Below are 16,747 nucleotides of genomic sequence, written 5' to 3' on the forward strand. Positions count from 1 at the left end.
TCCATAGTTATATAATTCCCGTTTTTCACCCCACGATTCTCAACTTCGCAAATTTAAGCAACAATTGTTTCTGCCCCAATTCTTTGAAGAAAATAGTTGCTTTGACGTCGTTTTTGCTCCCTTCCAGGTTAATGACCTTTCCGAAGCCGAAGCGTTCGTGTTCCACTTCCATGCCCACCTGCAGGTTGCTGATATCCGACGGAGCAAAACCCGGGGTCGGCGTGTGGGCTTTCGGCAACATAGCCGTCGTTTTAGGCATTACCTTTGGCTTGGGTTTCGTAAAAACATCCCGTTGTCCCCATGCCTGTCGCTCGTCCGCAAACGACGCTGCACGCTCCGGTATATCCTTCGGCCTAAAGTCCAATTCGAGGTAGGCCGGATTCAGTTCATCCAAAAAACGGCTTGGCTCGCAATTGTTCAGCGTACCCCAACGGTAGCGTGATGTAGCATAACTTAGCGTAAGCTTCTTCTCGGCCCGGGTCACAGCGACATAAAAAAGCCTGCGTTCTTCCTCCAGTTCACTGCGCGAATTAAGCGACAGTTGCGATGGAAACAGGTTTTCCTCCAGCCCTACGATAAACACGTGGGGAAACTCCAGTCCCTTGGAAGAATGGATGGTCATCAATGACACGGTATCCGCGTTGGGATCCTTGTCATTGTCGTCATTCGTAAGTAAGGCGACATCCTGCATAAATACATCGAGTCCCTTTTCTTCGATATCTTCCCGCTCGCTGAACTCTTTAATACCGTTGAGCAATTCCTGGATATTTTCATAACGGCTGAGGCCTTCCACTGATTTATCTTCATAGAGATCTTTCAGTATACCCGAATGCTGGGCGATATGCATGGCGGCATCAAAGGCCGAATGGTTTTTGGCCACCACCTGAAATCCCTGTATCATGGTCGCAAAGACCCCCACAACGCCCGCACTGCGGCCGTCCAGATAAGACGACGCGTTGCTGATGACATCCCAAAGCGTCAATTGCTGTTTGTCTGCTGCTATAAAGATACGATCCACCGTGGTGTCCCCTATCCCCCTGCGCGGGTAGTTGATGACCCGTTTAAGGGCTTCTTCGTCATTCGGGTTAAATGTCAGCCTAAAATAAGCGATCAAGTCTTTAATCTCTTTGCGCTGGTAAAAAGACGTGCCGCCATAGATTTTATACGGGATGTTAATCTTGCGGAGGGCTTCTTCCATGGCCCGGGACTGCGCATTGGTACGGTAAAGGATGGCAAAATCACGGTAGTTCCCCCCTTTCAGCGCCCGTTCCTGCGCAATGGCTTCAGCCACTATTTTCCCTTCTTCATTATCGCTGAATGCCCGGCATACCTTGATTTTTTCGCCGGCCTCGTTTTCAGAGAATACGTTTTTCTTGAGCTGATTCTTGTTATTGGCGATAATGCTATTGGCCGCATTAACGATATTCTGGGTCGAACGATAATTCTGTTCCAGCTTAAAAACCTTCAGGTCAGGATAATCCTTCTCAAAGTTGAGGATGTTTTGGATATTAGCCCCGCGGAACGCATAGATACTTTGTGCATCGTCACCCACCACGCAGATGTTTTCATTGATGGCGGCGAGCTTGCGTACGATCAGGTACTGGGAAAAATTGGTATCCTGATACTCATCCACCATGAGGTATTTAAACTTGTGCTGATAACGATGCAGCACTTCCGGAAATTCGCGAAAGAGCACATTGGTTTTGAACAACAGGTCATCAAAATCCATCGCTCCCGCCTTATAGCACCGCTGGGTATAGGTCAGGTAAATTTGACCCAGCTGGCCCCTGCCGTTGGCGTAATCTTCAGCTTGTATCTGATCGTTTTTGAGATATTCCTGTGCAGCTATCAGGTTATTTTTGGCTGATGAAATCCGGTTATACACAAAATTTGCGTTATAGAGCTTATCATCCAATTGCATTTCCTTGAGAATGCTGCGGATGAGGCTTTTGCTATCATCGGTATCGTAGATGGTAAAATTTCGCGGATAACCGATATGTTCGGCTTCCACCCGCAATATCTTGGCAAATACGGAGTGAAAAGTTCCCATCCAAATATTTTTCGCCTCATCACCGACCACTTTCATGATACGTTCGCGCATCTCTTTAGCTGCCTTGTTGGTGAATGTCAGCACCAGGATGTTAAAGGGGTCCACACCATGGCGCACCAGATGGGCCACCCGGTAAGTGATTACCCGCGTTTTGCCAGATCCAGCTCCGGCCACTATCATCACCGGCCCTTCGGTTTGTTCCACCGCGGCCCGTTGTGAAGGGTTTAAACCTGCTAAATAATCCAAAATCCTATTCCTCTTATGTCTTTTCCGATTGCGGTGTAAAGGTACGAAATTACCGGCATAGCCGGAAACAGGTGTACCCACAGATTTCCGTTTGTTTCCGGTCGTAAAGTTTCTGACTGGAACGCACACTCCGTTCACGCTCCTGGGGCAAAAATTTTACAGCCAGAAACGTGATGATTGCCCACGATCTAAGGTTTGTCATGCACAACCGCCTACCGCTGAGCGCTATGGCTTAAAAAGGCGAATCATCGCTCATGTCATTCATCCGCGACTGCCGGATAATGCTCCCCGGCTGGTCGAAGGAAGAGGACGGTGCCATACCGGAAGAAAACGAATTTGAATCAGCGAATCCCGCTTCGCCACCAAAAGCAAATTCGTCTTCCAAGTCCGCAAATTTGACATATTTGCCGATGAATCGCAGTTGGACCGTACCGGTTTCGCCATTCCGGTGTTTGGCAATGATGACCTCCCCCACCCCGGCCGTCGGTCGCCCAGCCTCATCTTCGGTGAGGCCATAGTATTCCGGCCGGTAAAGGAAAAGCACCATATCGGCGTCCTGCTCGATGGAGCCGGATTCACGCAGGTCAGAAAGCATCGGGCGCTTACTGCCCCCCGGGCGGCTTTCCACGGCCCGGCTAAGTTGCGAAAGCGCAATGACCGGTATATTCAGCTCTTTTGCGACAGATTTCAGGGATCGGGAAATACTACCGATTTCCTGCTCGCGGTTGCCCCCCTTGCCGTCGTTCTTGCCGTGCATGAGCTGCAGGTAATCGACAATAACCATCTGTATATCATACTGGGCCTTGAGCCTGCGGCATTTGGCCCTGAATTCAAAGATGTTAAGTGCCGGTGTGTCGTCGATGAGTAAAGGCGCTTGCGTGAGCCGCCCGATACGCGAGTGCAACTGCGTCCATTCGTGGTCAGCTAGATTGCCCTTCCGCAGCTTCTCCTGTTCAATTTCCGTTTCGCCCGCAATGAGGCGGTTCACCAATTGCACCGAAGACATTTCCAGTGAGAATACCACCACGGGTTTGCTGTGATCAACCGCTGCGTTGCGCGCACAGCTCAACACAAAGGCCGTCTTACCCATGGCCGGACGGGCGGCCACAATCACCAGGTCTGACGGCTGCCATCCGGAAGTCATCCGGTCCAGCTCGGTAAAGCCAGAGGGCACGCCAGTAAGGCCGTCGGTACGGTCTCTTAATATTTCCAACGACTCCACAGCCTCCCGCATGATGTCATCCATCTTACGCGTGTCCCGTCTCAGGTTATTCTGCGCTATATCAAATAAGCTTTTCTCAGCATGATCCAACAGGTCGAAAATATCCGTCGTGTCTTCATACGCATTATTGATGATTTCTGTAGACACTTTAATGAGCTCGCGTTGGATATACTTCTGGGAAATGATGCGGGCATGATATTCAATATTGGCGGCAGAAACTACCCGATCCGTAAGCTGGGTAATATAATAAGCCCCGCCGACCAATTCCAAGGCCCCCATTTTCCGGAGCTCGGCTGTGACGGTCAGCAGGTCTATCGGAGAGGTTTTCTGGAAAAGATTGTAGATGGCCTCAAAAATCTTTTGATGGGCCTCCACATAGAAAGTTTCCGGTTTGAGAATATCGATGACCTCACTCAGCGCATTTTTCTCCAGCATCAATGCCCCCAGTACGGCCTCTTCCAAATCCACAGCTTGGGGAGGAAGTTTTCCAAGTCCACTTACCAGGTTATTCAACCGCGTACGCCGTTCGGCAAACGTGCCCCGTGAAGACGTGCCGGTTTTGTTGGAGGCATATTCATTCTCATTCGTCATAAATTATATCTCTTTAAGTGGTAGCATTGATTACGCGGTCCGTCACTGGTTGCCGTTTCTGTAAACCAGCAGAGCAAATGTATGGATTTTTGCCGCTCACGATTCCATAAGTTCTGAACAGCCATTTAACAACTAATTTCTCCAAAACGTTTTGCCTTGAAACAAGCATAATTAGCAATATACCTTGTTAACACGATATGTGCAAAAAATGTTAAAAAAACACAACAAGCATTGATTAACAATACCTTACAATAATGTTAACAACTTTCCAAATTGTGAATTACCGCAAACATACAGATAAAAAACGGAATTCATTTTGCGTCAAAACACATCATGCACGATACCAGTTGATTATCAATATCCAGTACAAAAATCCATAGCCGCTACCCAACGGGCCGCATGGCAGCGGCATGGATCCGTAGGCCTGGTACGGCAAGCATAAGAATACCTTTAGCCATTCAGCTTCGGACTTCCGACTAAAATCCTATCTTTGCGTATCATGACGACATCCGAAACAGTAAAACCCTATAAAGACAGCGAAACGGATAAAAAGCAGCAGGTAGCGGACATGTTTGACAACATTTCACCCACCTACGATTTCCTGAACCACTTTTTATCGTTCGGCATCGATGTCATTTGGCGGAAAAAAGCTATCCGCGCATTGCAAACCATCCAACCGCAGCAATTGCTGGATGTGGCCACGGGTACCGGAGACTTCGCGCTGGAAGCTATTAAGACACTAAAGCCCGCCAAGGTGATCGGGGTTGATATCTCCCGAGGCATGTTGGATGTTGCCAAAGACAAGATCGCCAAAAAAGGCCTTGAAGGCCAATTTGAAGTATTATTGGGCGATTCCGAAAACCTTCCCTTCCCGCAGCACACGTTCGATGCGGTGACGGTGGCCTTCGGCGTGCGCAACTTTGAAAACCTGGAAAAAGGCTTGGCAGATATTTGCCGCGTACTTAAGCCAGGCGGAAAAGCCGTCATCCTGGAGTTTTCAAAACCAAAGAAATTTCCCATTAAGCAACTCTACGGCTTTTATTCCCATCGGGTATTGCCCTTTATCGGGAAGGTGTTTTCCAAAGACAGCCGCGCCTACACCTATCTCCCCGAATCCGTCGCGCAGTTTCCGGATGGAAAGGACTTTACCGATATCCTATCGCGCGTCGGCTTCAGCGAGACGGCATGCCGGCCGCAAACGTTTGGCATCTGTACCATATATATCGGCACCAAATGAAGCCTAAATCGGCAATATGTACCGTTTACATCACGGCACTGCTGCTGATGCTTATACACTCTCCATCCCTGGGCCAGCAGCGCTTCCAACGATGGGGAGGCGGTGTAGATGACGAAACCATTCATTTTGGTTTCAGCTTCCATTATATCAGTGCAGACTATAAAATAGCTTTAAAGGACAACTGGCAAGAATCTCATCTTCCCCTTGCCCCTGCAGGTCATGGGCAACTAATAAGCATAACTTCACCATTTGCCCACAATGTGGGCTTAGGATTATTGGCTGACTTCAAGTTGTCTGAAAATCTCAACTTGCGCTTTTCTCCAAATCTAGTATTTCTCAATATCAATGTTTTATATAAATACCGGACACCAAGCATGGCGGACGAGACAATAGCCAAAGATATGCATCGATCTAATATCGAATTACCGCTATTGTTAAAATTCAAATCGGATCGCAAAGGCAATCTTAGAGGCTATCTCATTGGTGGTGGGCAATATGTTCTTAATGTAGCATCGAGTAAACGCTATACTGAGGACCCCGGTTCTGGCGAATTAGATAAAGTTCTGCGAACCAAACCTACCTACTTTGCGTATACGATGGGCATTGGATTTGATATTTACTTCGATTTCTTCAAGATGTCACCAGAAGTTAAATGGGTACAAAGTGTCGGTAACGTGATGGATATCCGGAGTGTTAATATGTTCAACAGTCCGATTGATAAACTAACGCTACGTAGTTTCCAGTTTAGTCTATTTTTTGAATAATAATATACCTTGTATTCATTATGGCAATTATATCAGACAGAAAAAAAGCATGTATCACCGGAGCGAGCGCAGGCATCGGCGAGGCCTGTGCAGAAGTATTCGCCAGAGAAGGTTACGATCTGCTGCTCGCCGCGCGCCGCATCAACCGCTTGGAAAAACTCGCTGCGCGTTTAATGGAGACGTACGGCATCGACACCCATTTGCTCGCGCTCGACGTCCGCAACGCTGAAGACGTATTTACTTCGTTCAGCAACTTACCTGGCGCATGGCAGCAAGTGGATGTACTGGTCAACAATGCCGGCTTGAGCCAGGGTCTTGATCCCATCCACGAAGGCGATGTGGGCGACTGGGATCGCATGATTGATACCAATATCAAAGGGTTACTCTACGTCACCCGGGCGGTGGCCCCCATCATGGCGGCACGGCAGCGGGGGCACATCATCAACATCGGATCCATAGCCGGCAAGGAAGTCTATCCCAATGGCAACGTATACTGTGCCACCAAACATGCCGTGGACGCCCTCACGAAAGGAATGCGCATCGACCTGCTCCATCAACATATAAAAGTGACGGCCATCCATCCAGGCATGGTCGAAACCGAGTTTTCGACGGTACGCTTTAAAGGCGACAGCGAGCGTGCTGCCGCCGTATACCAAAATGTAGCGCCCCTCATAGCCAACGACATTGCCGAGGCGGTATGGTTTGCCGCGTCCAGGCCCGACCATGTCAACATCAACGATATGCTTATTATGCCTACCGCACAGGCCAACGCCACCACGATAGTGAGAGAAGACAGCCAGCGAAAATGAAATTGCATGCCATAGCCATTTTAGCTAACTTTGCACTCCCAAATTACGTGACCATGAAACAACTCTGCACCAAGCTTTGCCTCCTTATGACTACCGTTATTACCTCGACATTCGCCGCACCGCGCATTCACTTTGAAGTCTCCTTCAGCGAACCCCAAGCTCACTATGCCGAAATCAAGATGGAAATTTCGGATATCCGCAAGGATTACGTCGATGTGAAAATGCCGGTATGGACGCCGGGTTCTTACTTGGTCCGTGAATATTCGAAAAATGTGGAAAGCTTTGAGGCCTGCGATGAAAACGGCGCCCAGCTGCCCGTCACCAAAATTAACAAAAACACCTGGCGCATTTCTTCCGACAAACGCAGCCAGGTGGTGGTCAACTATCGCGTCTACGGCTTCGAAGTATCTGTACGGACCAACTTTATTGACGATGCCCATGCATTTTTGTCGCCCGCCGCTACCTTTATGTATGTAGATGGGATGATTAACCATCCCGTGGACGTCACGATTATCCCGCATCCGTCATGGAGCAAAATTTCCACCGGCCTGGAACCGGTAAGTGGCCGTCCCAATACCTACCATGCGGCTGATTTTGATATCTTGTTCGATTCGCCTATCGAAATCGGGAACCAGGACGTTTTTACCTTTGAGGCCGCAGGGGTGCTTCATGAAATCGCGATGGTCGGCGGCGGAAACTACGATCGCGAACGGCTGAAAAAAGACGGCGCTAAGATTGTGGAAGAAGCCACCCGCATATTCGGCGTGAATCCCAACAAACGCTACGTTTTCATTGTACACAATTACCAGTCTGGCGGCGGCGGGCTTGAGCACCTCAATTCAACGGTGCTGGGGGCAAGCCGTAATGGCTACCAAAACGAGCGCTCCTATCTAAGCTTTTTAGGGCTTGTGGCCCACGAGTACTTTCACCTCTGGCATGTCAAAAGGCTCCGTCCCATCGAGCTTGGCCCGTTCAACTACGATGCAGAGAATTACACCACCGCCTTGTGGATTATGGAAGGCTTTACGGCCTATTTCGACAACCTCCTGCTCCGCCGTTGCGGCTTTCTAAATGAGAGCAGCTACTTACAGGCGTTGGCCAACGACGTCAATACCGTAGAAAACCGTGCCGGCAATCGCCTTCAGCCAGTGGCATTAGCGAGCTTCGACGCCTGGATCAAATATTACCGCCCCGATGAAAATTCGGCAAACACCAGTGTTTCTTATTACAACAAAGGTGCGTTGCTAGCCATGATGCTCGATTTGAAGATTCTGGCGGCCACGCAGGGACAGCAGCGCTTGGATGATGTATTGAAAGCGGCATATGAAGAATTTTACGTCAAGAAAAAACGTGGTTTTGAAGAGCACGAGTTCCAAGCATTAATTGAACGGGTCACCGGCGTATCGGTTGACGAGCTGTTCCATGCGGCACACACCGTAGAGCCATTAGACTATAACCACTATCTCAATGCCGTCGGATACGAATTGGTTGACTACAACAAAGGCCGGGAATTGCCGGAATTGGGCATGACAACCACGGCAAGTGACGGCCGCATTATCGTCACCGGCGTGAGCCGTGGCACCGGCGCATGGAACGGCGGCATTAATGTGCGGGATGAGCTCATCGCCATCAATGGCGAACGTCTGGACGTCAACGGCAGGGAATTAAACCGCGTCATGCAAACGGCAGCCATCGGCGATACGCTCAACATCATGGTTGCCAGAGACGGAAAAATACGCGAACTCAACGTCGTGCTTGGAAGAGATACGAAAGGTGCGTTCAGCATTGTTCCACTGCAAAACGCTACGCCTGAGCAAGCACGTTTAGGAAAAATCTGGCTTTCGTTGGAATGATTGGCGGCTGAACATCAAAACGAAAACCGTACAGACAGGCCAATACCGTCAAACCGCACACCCGTTTCGGGTGTCAGCTCCATGGTCGGTTTCCAATCCAGCGACAGGTTGATGGGCGCTGTGGATAGCTTATAATCCAGGCCGATAACCCCATCGAAACTCCAGGCCATTCCGCTTTCATCGGTATCTTTATAGCGGTAGCTGCCCAAGCCGCCACCGAAACCATAATACCATTGCAGTCCGGTGATGTCGGCAACGGTCAGCGGCTGGTGAACTTCGAATAAGCCCAGCAGTTTGAAAATGGTAAAGCTGCGATTTCCCTGAAAATTGACGATACCGTCTATCGCGTAGCTATCGGTTAGAAAATGTTTGTAAGTGATTCCGTTCGCCACCCCAAATCGTCCGCCGATGGCTCGCTGGTATGTGATATCTTCTTGCGCCAAGGACTGCTGGCCGGCGATCATGAGGGTGATGATGACCAGGAATAAGGTTGTCCGTTTTCTTTCCATGCCGCTATCCGCACAAAACAAATGCCAACTTCCCGTCGGCCGGAGCAGCCGCCTGGATGTTTAGCCGATATTTATTAAAGGCAACAGTTTTACCAATTTTTTGTTAACTTTAGATGCACTACTGCGGTACTGCATAGGAAGTATTATAAACCAATAGGACAAATTTATGGCTTCTCCAACGCGTATTTTTGACATTCTGACACACTACGAGACGCACTTCGCCAAGCCAGTAATGGTTGCCGGAAAAGCACAAGGCAAGTGGACAAACTATGCGACAAACGAATTTGTGGCTATCGTAAACAACCTGAGCAAAGGGTTGCTGGCCAAAGGGATTGGCAAAGGAGACAAAATTGCGCTGATGTCGGCCAATCGGCCCGAATGGAATTTCTGTGATTTCGCTATCAATCAGCTTGGCGCTGCCACGGTACCGCTGTACCCGACATTGTCCGATCAGGACCTGTCGTTCATCATCAATGACGCCGATGTAAAAATGATTATCGTCAGCAACAGTGAGCTTTACAGCAAAATAAAGGCCGCTTTGCAAACCAACAGCCTGGAAATCCCCACCTACGCCTTTGACCCTGTAGCGGGCGTGCCTTCGTGGCAACGCCTGGTCGAAGCCGGCGAACAACACGACGTCGATCTCACCATTTACCGCGATGCAGTCGATGGCGAAGACCTGCTTACCCTCCTTTATACATCAGGTACCACGGGCAAGCCCAAAGGGGTGTGTCTTTCACATAAAAACGTGCTGACGAATGTCTATGACTGTTATCACCTGCTTCCCGACTACTTCAAAAAAGCGCTTAGTTTTCTCCCGCTCTGTCATATTTTCGAGCGTATGGTCGTCTATTTATACTTTGCAAAAGGTATTGAAATCCATTATGCGGAAAGCCTGGACACCATTGTGGCAGACATCAATGAAGTCAAGCCAGACGGGTTCACCACCGTACCCAGGGTGTTGGAGAAAGTATATGATCGCATTGTATCCAAAGGAAAGGAACTTAGCGGAATAAAAAAACAGCTGTTCTTTTGGGCACTCCAGACGGGGCTCGCCAATAAGGAACCAGGTCAAAACAGTGCCTGGTTTAATTTCAAGTTGGCCATCGCCCGCAAGTTGGTGTTCAGCAAATGGCAGGCCGCACTCGGTGGCAACATCAAGCTCATCGTGTCAGGAGGAGCCGCCCTTCAACCACGGTTGGCGCGGGTATTTTGGGCTGCAGGCATACCCGTACTTGAAGGTTACGGTCTCACCGAGACATCGCCTGTCATTGCCGTAAACAATTTGGAAGAAGACGGCGTCAAATTCGGAACAGTAGGCAAGGTACTCCAGCATGTGGATGTCAAGATCGCGCCCGACGGCGAAATATTATGCAAAGGCCCCAGCATTTTTACGGGGTATTACAAAAATGACGGTGCCACCGCCGAAGCCATTGATTCCGAAGGCTATTTCCATACGGGCGATATCGGCGAACTGGACGCCGATGGTTTTCTACGAATCACCGACCGTAAAAAGGAAATGTTCAAAACTGCCGGGGGAAAATATGTGGCTCCCCAAGCACTCGAAAACAAATACATGGAATCGACGTTCATCGCGCAGGTGATGGTTATCGGCGAAAACCATAAATTTCCGGCGGCGCTCATTGTCCCGGCATTCGATGTACTCAAAAACTGGTGCGACATCAAGGGCATTCCCTTCGATTCGAGGGAAGAAGTAGTCAAAAAGCCGGAGGTCATCGACAAATACCAGCGAGAAATCGATCGGCTGAACCAAGGCTTCGGCCAATGGGAGAAGGTAAAAAAGTTTGCCTTGCTGGCAACCGAGTGGACCATTCAAGCTGGCGAACTGACGCCAAAACTGAGCCTGAAACGAAAAGTGATTCTGCAGCATTACGAAAAGGAGATCACGGCCATCTATCAGGAATAAGGGTGTACCAACTTTCCGTTGGTTTCCGGCGGTAAGCTTTTTGGCCTAGGAGCGTGAGCGGAGCAAGCGTTCCAGTCAAAAAGCTTACCGCCGGAAACATCATAAATGGCGTGAAACCTGAACGTTGCCGCGCTCCCCGAAACAAAAGCATTTGCAACAAAAAGCGTACATTCGCTTTGTTGCAAATCAATAGGTGCCGTTTTGTTGTTATTGGAAGTATTCAGGATTGCATGATGAAATTGTTTAAAAAATCATTTTACAAGGAAATCTTCGGCTTGCTCGGCAACACCTTTTCCGAATTTTCCAAAGACAGCGCCATGAAGATGAGCGCATCCTTAGCCTATTACACCATCTTTTCGATAGCGCCGCTGCTGCTTATTGTCATCTGGTTGGTCGGTTTTTTATATGGCGAAGTACTATCGGGTGAGCAGGACGCACGGACTGAAGTGTTTGAGGAATTTGCCAGTATATTCGGGCCGGAAACCGCCGCTCAAATCCAGCAGATCATCCAAAACATCAATTTATCCAATAAGTCGGGCATTGGCATAGCCATCGGTATAGGCACGCTCATCATCGGGTCTACGACCATCTTCGTGGAGATACAAGATTCGCTCAACCGGATATGGGGGGTCCGGCCCAAACCCAAAAAGGGTTGGCTCAAGATGCTGCTTAACCGTGCCATCTCCTTTTCCATGGTGCTCGGCCTCGGTTTCCTGTTGATAGTATCGTTAATTGCAAACGGCATTATTTTGGCGCTCAGTTCGCAGATCACCCAATACCTGCCGGACATTTCCGTTTACGTCGTCGAATGGGTCAACATTGGACTTACCTTTCTGGTTATTACGGCACTGTTCGCCTTTATTTTCCGGTTTTTGCCTGATGCCCGCATGCGTTTTCGCGATGCCGTCGGGGGGGCTATCTTCACTGCTGCGCTTTTTATGCTTGGCCGGTATCTTATTGCCCTATATATGCAGTACAGTGCGCCTGCATCAGCTTACGGCGCGGCCGGAGCAATCATCATCTTGTTGCTCTGGATATACTATTCGGCGGCCATTCTTTATTTCGGCGCTGAGTTCACCAAGGTATATGCGCTGCGATACGGCAAAGGGGTATGGCCATCTTCCTACGCCGTGAAGGTCGTATTGAAAGAAGAAGAGGTCGAAGACGAACCAATAGCGCCTCCCCAAGTGCCGACCGATCCGGAAGGATGATACACTTCTGCAACCCGCATGCCCGGTCACTTCACCGTATAGCGGTAGATTGCCCGCCCAATGTTACCCAAAGAATCGACTCCCTCCACAACCACGCGATAGCTTCCTTTACCATCTGCATTATAGAAGTCGAGCTGAGCTCGCCCATCCTCGCCCGTTACCACGTCCGGATTCCAGTAAACCGTTGAGCGGATATCGTTGACGGCGCGCCGTTCGGGGGTATCATACTTCGGTGCATAGAATTTCCGTTCTTTGACATAACCAAGCGGTGTAAGGTCGATGATGTTGCTTTTAGGCAGTAAGCTTTCGATTTGACTAAGTGACATCCGGGGGCCCTTTTCCTGCTTTTTGGTCGTGTAGATGGATACCACCCCGTTGTTCTGGTACATCCGGCTTACCGTTCCCAGCTCATCCCGCAGGAAGATTTCAATCCCTTCGACCTCCGAGGGCATGATCCCGTTCAGCGCCGGAACATCCATCGCCATACCATTCACAAAAAACTGCACCGGTATACGGCCTCCGGCATTGTAATCGCGGGTGATGTAGAATAGCTGGCGTTGTGAGTCATAGGTAATTCCGGTAAGTGCCGTCTGCAAGCACATCAACAGGTTGTTGCAACCTTTGAGCCGGTCTGCACTAATCTGATGGTCCGCCATGCCGAGCCCTGAGATAGCGGGATACTCCTTGTGCGAAAAAGCAGGGCGTGCAGAGGCCGTCACCTCTACTTCTTCCAGTAAGATCGACGTCCGGTACTCATTGCGGCTGTTATCGAGATAGGCCGTCAGCATGTTGTCGATGTTCAATGCATCGTTTGTACGATAGGCTGTCGTATCGATGGCCGGAAATTGCGTTGGATCAACATTGATAACCATATTCCGGTAATCATCATTACCGCGCGCATTGATGGTTACACGTGATGAATCGGTAAATACCAAATCCCTGAAAACGAACCGTCCGTTTTCATCGGTATACGTATCTTTACGGAAACTGATATCGGGGATGGAGAGCAACAATCCGCCATTAGCCACCGGCTTTCCGTTGTTGAGCCGCAATACGCCGGATAGCTCGATGCCCTGTTCGGGCAGAAAATGTACTTGCGGATAATTATCTGCCAAGACATCGTTGTATGAAAACCGGCGGTACCCTTGCGTCAATAGCAGGGCATCCAGCGCTTCACGTTTACGCTCATCCGGCTGATTGAAATAAAAATTGGGTTCCTCTACGTAGCCCTTAAGATCGGACGTAAGCAACAGGTTGCTGAGTATGGTGGTTTCCTTATTTTCGTCATAAGGCACTTTCGTTTCGTCGACCACCGCCACCGAATAACTACCTGCGGTAACCGTATCGTTGTTGCTTACAGTTAAAACCAGCTTGACCGGCTGTTTGGCCGAATACTCTTTTTGGTCACTGCTGATGGCAATATCCAGCGGTTTGATGTTTTCGACAAACACCAATCGTTCACTCACCGGCCTGCCGGATGACGTGAAGAGGGTGAGCTGGGCAACACCGGTCGGGAAGCGCTCTTTAGGCAGGTTCACCAGTATGGCATCGTTGCGCAGCGCAGCCTGAGCCGCATAGCAAAGAATGCCGTTGGCCTGGGCAATCAAGTAAAAGACTTTTCCCTTATTGGCCGCAAAAAAACGATCGTTGGCAACGAGAGCAAGCTGCAATTGGGCAGTATCCGACTTCAGCACCGTCACGTTGATTCCCTGGTCAACCACTGCGGGCAACGGGTAGCTGCGTGTTTCGCCATTTTCAAACGTCAGGTTGGCCGTATACGCGTTTCCCGCTTCCGGGATCATGGTAAAAACGCCCATCCCTTTATGGATATCGGCGATGGATGCCTGTTCCACGCCGTTCTGGTCTACGATTGTTCCTTTCACAGCGAGTCCCCGCCCGTCACTTCCAATGGCTTTGAACGCTACTTTCTTTGCCAATCCCGCAATAAAATCGCCACCTTCCGGAAAAAACTGCACGTCGGCATCCCACAATGCGGCCTGCAGGGGAAACGAACCAATCATCGGGGCAGCGCTGCCCCCCGATTCGACAGAGACATGCAGGTTACTTTTTCTCAGCAGCTCCCTATCCTTCCCGTTGATATTGATGATAACGTTGCCGACTGCATCGGTCTGTCCTTTACCATTGTCAATCGGCTCCCATCCCGATACAGCGGCCCATGTAAGTTTCCGGTTGCCCAAGGGTTTACCTTCCCGGTCCTTAAACTGGATAACGGCTTGGGTACGGGCATTTTTGCCTTTGCTGACGTCGTTGAAGGTGACGGTATGATGCAGGTTGTTGTTCAGCACGTCGCCTATCGGCACAATTTTATTGAAGAAGTAAGCCGGGTCAAAGTTCACCATCCATTTCGTATAGGCCCTGAATCGGTAATTGCCCTGCGTATACCATTCCTGATCCAGCACCAGGTGGCCGTCCCCTGCATTATCCTTCAGTGGAATGCGCAAGGTTTGCATCAAGGAGTCCTTTCCGTTCATGACCTCAAGATACACCACTTTGCTGAGGTCGTAGTTGTACATGTTGCTGGCAAGGTAGGTTTTGAACCATACGGTGTCCCCTACTGCGTAATAAGGCTTATCGAAATGGACATGCACCTTTTCTATCGGATACCCTTCGAGCAACTTCTGGGTTTTCTCGACAACGGTATTGATGCTGAGACTATCTTGCTGGGCGAATACGGGTATGGTGTTACTGTAGATAAAAAGCGAAATAAAAAACAATTTAATGATACGGTTCATTCCCATCCTGTTTAGAATCAATCAGCGGCTAAGATATCTTTTTTCGGTTGCTTCTGCCAAACGATAGCATAATTTTAACATTTGTCAAAGCAAGGGAGCCAATAACCGGCATACCGAATCGAGGCCGCGCTTCCAACGCGGGCGTTTGCGCCAATCACCTATGGTGATGCAGGTGCTATCCAATTTATCCGCCTCAAATTGAGCTTGCAACTGCTGGCACAGCACGTCATCGCTCACGATGGCACTCACCTCAAAATTGATATAGAAGCTACGTATATCAAGGTTTACGGTACCGACGTAAGCAAGCTTACCATCAATACAGATGGTTTTGGCATGCAGCAATCCCTTTTCATAGAGGTATACGGATACTCCCCGTTCCAGCAACGGTTTCAGGAAGGAAAACGATGCATGCTGCACGATAAACGTATCCGACTGACTCGGCAACATCAGCTCAACCTTCACCCCCGAGGCTGCGGCCAATTTCAGGGCGGTGCTCAGCTCGTCACTCGGTATAAAATAAGGCGTGCACAGCTGGATGGATACTTCCGCCTCCGCTATCCCGATCAACATGGCCTCCATATTGAATGGCCCCACCGAACCCGGGTCGCTGAACGCAAAGGTCACTGCGGCCCGGCCAAACGGGCGTATCGGCGCTGTATGAAAATACCCGTCGCGAAGACGGAACGCCTCCCCACCGGCCAGGTGCCAATTCATCCAAAACTGGGTCTGCAACATGTTTACCGCCTCGCCCTGAATCTTCACGGCGGTATCCCGCCAAAACAAGGTATGTTTACCGTTATTGATATACCGGTCACTGATGTTGATACCGCCTACGAATGCCGTATGGCCATCCATGATGGCTATTTTACGATGGTTCCGGTAATTGCTATCGGCCAAGGAAGCAAAGCCGACCGGCATAAACGGGACAAATTGGATCCCCATTTGGGCAAAGCGCTTCTGCCGCCGGCGGAGCTTCGGCGATCCGAAAGCATCCACCACCATCCGCACGATGACGCCCGCCGATGCCTTTTGCTCAAGCAGGGATAGAATAGCATTCCCGATATCATCGCAATCAAAAATATAATATTCCAGGTGAATGTGATGCTGCGCTTTGCGGATCGCATCGATAAGTTCAGGAAATTTCTGCTCCCCATTGACCAGCAGGGCCACCTGATTGTACAACGATGGCGGCGCAATTCGTTGGTTTTTCAGAAAAGTAAACACCCGGCTAAGCGGGCCGATAGCTTGTTTCAGCGTTTGGATATTGTCGTCCATGATGGGATTCAGTCTATCCCAAACCCTTAACAACCGGATATGCCTTTCCTGATTCTGGCTTCTGAACGTTTGGACTTTCTTAAACTTCTGCCCGAAAAAATAATAAATTGCGATACCGATGACCGGCAAGAAAACAATCACCATAATCCATGCAATGGTTTTTGATGGATTACGGTTTTCAATCAGGATGGTCACCATAATGGCGAGGTATACCAAAAGGAGCGGCAACCAATACCACTGATAAATGAAAGTCCCTATCTGATGAAGCGTTTGCGTCATAAACGGCCCAACAAGCGAATG

11 protein-coding genes are annotated in these 16,747 nt (G+C 49.6%); 6 read left to right on the top strand and 5 right to left on the bottom strand.

The features are described from left to right. Window positions 1-25: 25 nt before the first annotated feature. Window positions 26-2,296, bottom strand: coding sequence for an ATP-dependent helicase (locus tag B5X72_RS10835; RefSeq protein ID WP_079716980.1), 2,271 nt, complete (start codon window positions 2,294-2,296; stop codon window positions 26-28). Between the two features lie 232 nt (window positions 2,297-2,528). Further along, window positions 2,529-4,109 (bottom strand): replicative DNA helicase, encoded by a 1,581-nt coding sequence (dnaB, locus tag B5X72_RS10840; protein WP_079716899.1) that lies wholly within the window; start codon window positions 4,107-4,109, stop codon window positions 2,529-2,531. A 499-nt stretch (window positions 4,110-4,608) separates the two neighbouring features. Between dnaB and ubiE the strand changes: the two genes are divergently transcribed. From ubiE to B5X72_RS10860, 4 genes are read left to right on the top strand one after another with little or no spacing between them, the layout of a single operon-like run. Continuing rightward, window positions 4,609-5,346, top strand: coding sequence for a bifunctional demethylmenaquinone methyltransferase/2-methoxy-6-polyprenyl-1,4-benzoquinol methylase UbiE (gene ubiE / locus B5X72_RS10845; protein ID WP_079716900.1), 738 nt, complete (start codon window positions 4,609-4,611; stop codon window positions 5,344-5,346). Next, window positions 5,343-6,110 (top strand): type IX secretion/gliding motility protein PorT/SprT, encoded by a 768-nt coding sequence (gene porT / locus B5X72_RS10850; RefSeq protein ID WP_176146164.1) that lies wholly within the window; start codon window positions 5,343-5,345, stop codon window positions 6,108-6,110. Before ubiE ends, porT begins: the two co-directional genes overlap by 4 nt. 20 nt (window positions 6,111-6,130) lie before the next feature. Next, window positions 6,131-6,919 carry an SDR family NAD(P)-dependent oxidoreductase gene (locus tag B5X72_RS10855; protein WP_079716902.1) on the top strand — a complete coding sequence of 263 codons (789 nt, stop codon included), beginning with the start codon at window positions 6,131-6,133 and terminating at the stop codon, window positions 6,917-6,919. 53 nt (window positions 6,920-6,972) lie between these two features. Next, the gene (locus B5X72_RS10860) at window positions 6,973-8,772 is read left to right on the top strand and encodes a M61 family metallopeptidase (RefSeq protein WP_079716981.1); all 1,800 of its coding nucleotides are present in this window, start codon (window positions 6,973-6,975) and stop codon (window positions 8,770-8,772) included. Between the two features lie 14 nt (window positions 8,773-8,786). Here the strand turns inward: B5X72_RS10860 and B5X72_RS10865 are convergent, their stop codons facing one another. Next, window positions 8,787-9,281: a hypothetical protein gene (locus B5X72_RS10865; RefSeq protein ID WP_233632450.1), complete on the bottom strand. Its 495-nt coding sequence runs from the start codon at window positions 9,279-9,281 to the stop codon at window positions 8,787-8,789. Between the two features lie 166 nt (window positions 9,282-9,447). Between B5X72_RS10865 and B5X72_RS10870 the strand changes: the two genes are divergently transcribed. Next, complete coding sequence (locus B5X72_RS10870) at window positions 9,448-11,208, top strand: AMP-dependent synthetase/ligase (protein WP_079716903.1); 1,761 nt, start codon at window positions 9,448-9,450, stop codon at window positions 11,206-11,208. Window positions 11,209-11,438: 230 nt separating this feature from the next. Continuing rightward, window positions 11,439-12,419 carry a YihY/virulence factor BrkB family protein gene (locus tag B5X72_RS10875; RefSeq protein WP_079716983.1) on the top strand — a complete coding sequence of 327 codons (981 nt, stop codon included), beginning with the start codon at window positions 11,439-11,441 and terminating at the stop codon, window positions 12,417-12,419. A 26-nt stretch (window positions 12,420-12,445) separates the two neighbouring features. On the opposite strand, the gene B5X72_RS10880 is transcribed toward B5X72_RS10875, so the two are convergent. Together B5X72_RS10880 and cls are read right to left on the bottom strand one after the other, a co-directional pair. Further along, a complete protein-coding gene (locus B5X72_RS10880) occupies window positions 12,446-15,172 on the bottom strand; it encodes a carboxypeptidase-like regulatory domain-containing protein (protein WP_079716904.1) in 2,727 nt (908 codons plus the stop codon). An 84-nt stretch (window positions 15,173-15,256) separates the two neighbouring features. Then, window positions 15,257-16,726: a cardiolipin synthase gene (gene cls, locus B5X72_RS10885; RefSeq protein WP_079716905.1), complete on the bottom strand. Its 1,470-nt coding sequence runs from the start codon at window positions 16,724-16,726 to the stop codon at window positions 15,257-15,259. Between the last annotated feature and the right edge of the window lie 21 nt (window positions 16,727-16,747).

The sequence above is a fragment of the Parapedobacter luteus genome (assembly GCF_900168055.1).
Taxonomy (GTDB): Bacteria; Bacteroidota; Bacteroidia; order Sphingobacteriales; family Sphingobacteriaceae; genus Parapedobacter; species Parapedobacter luteus.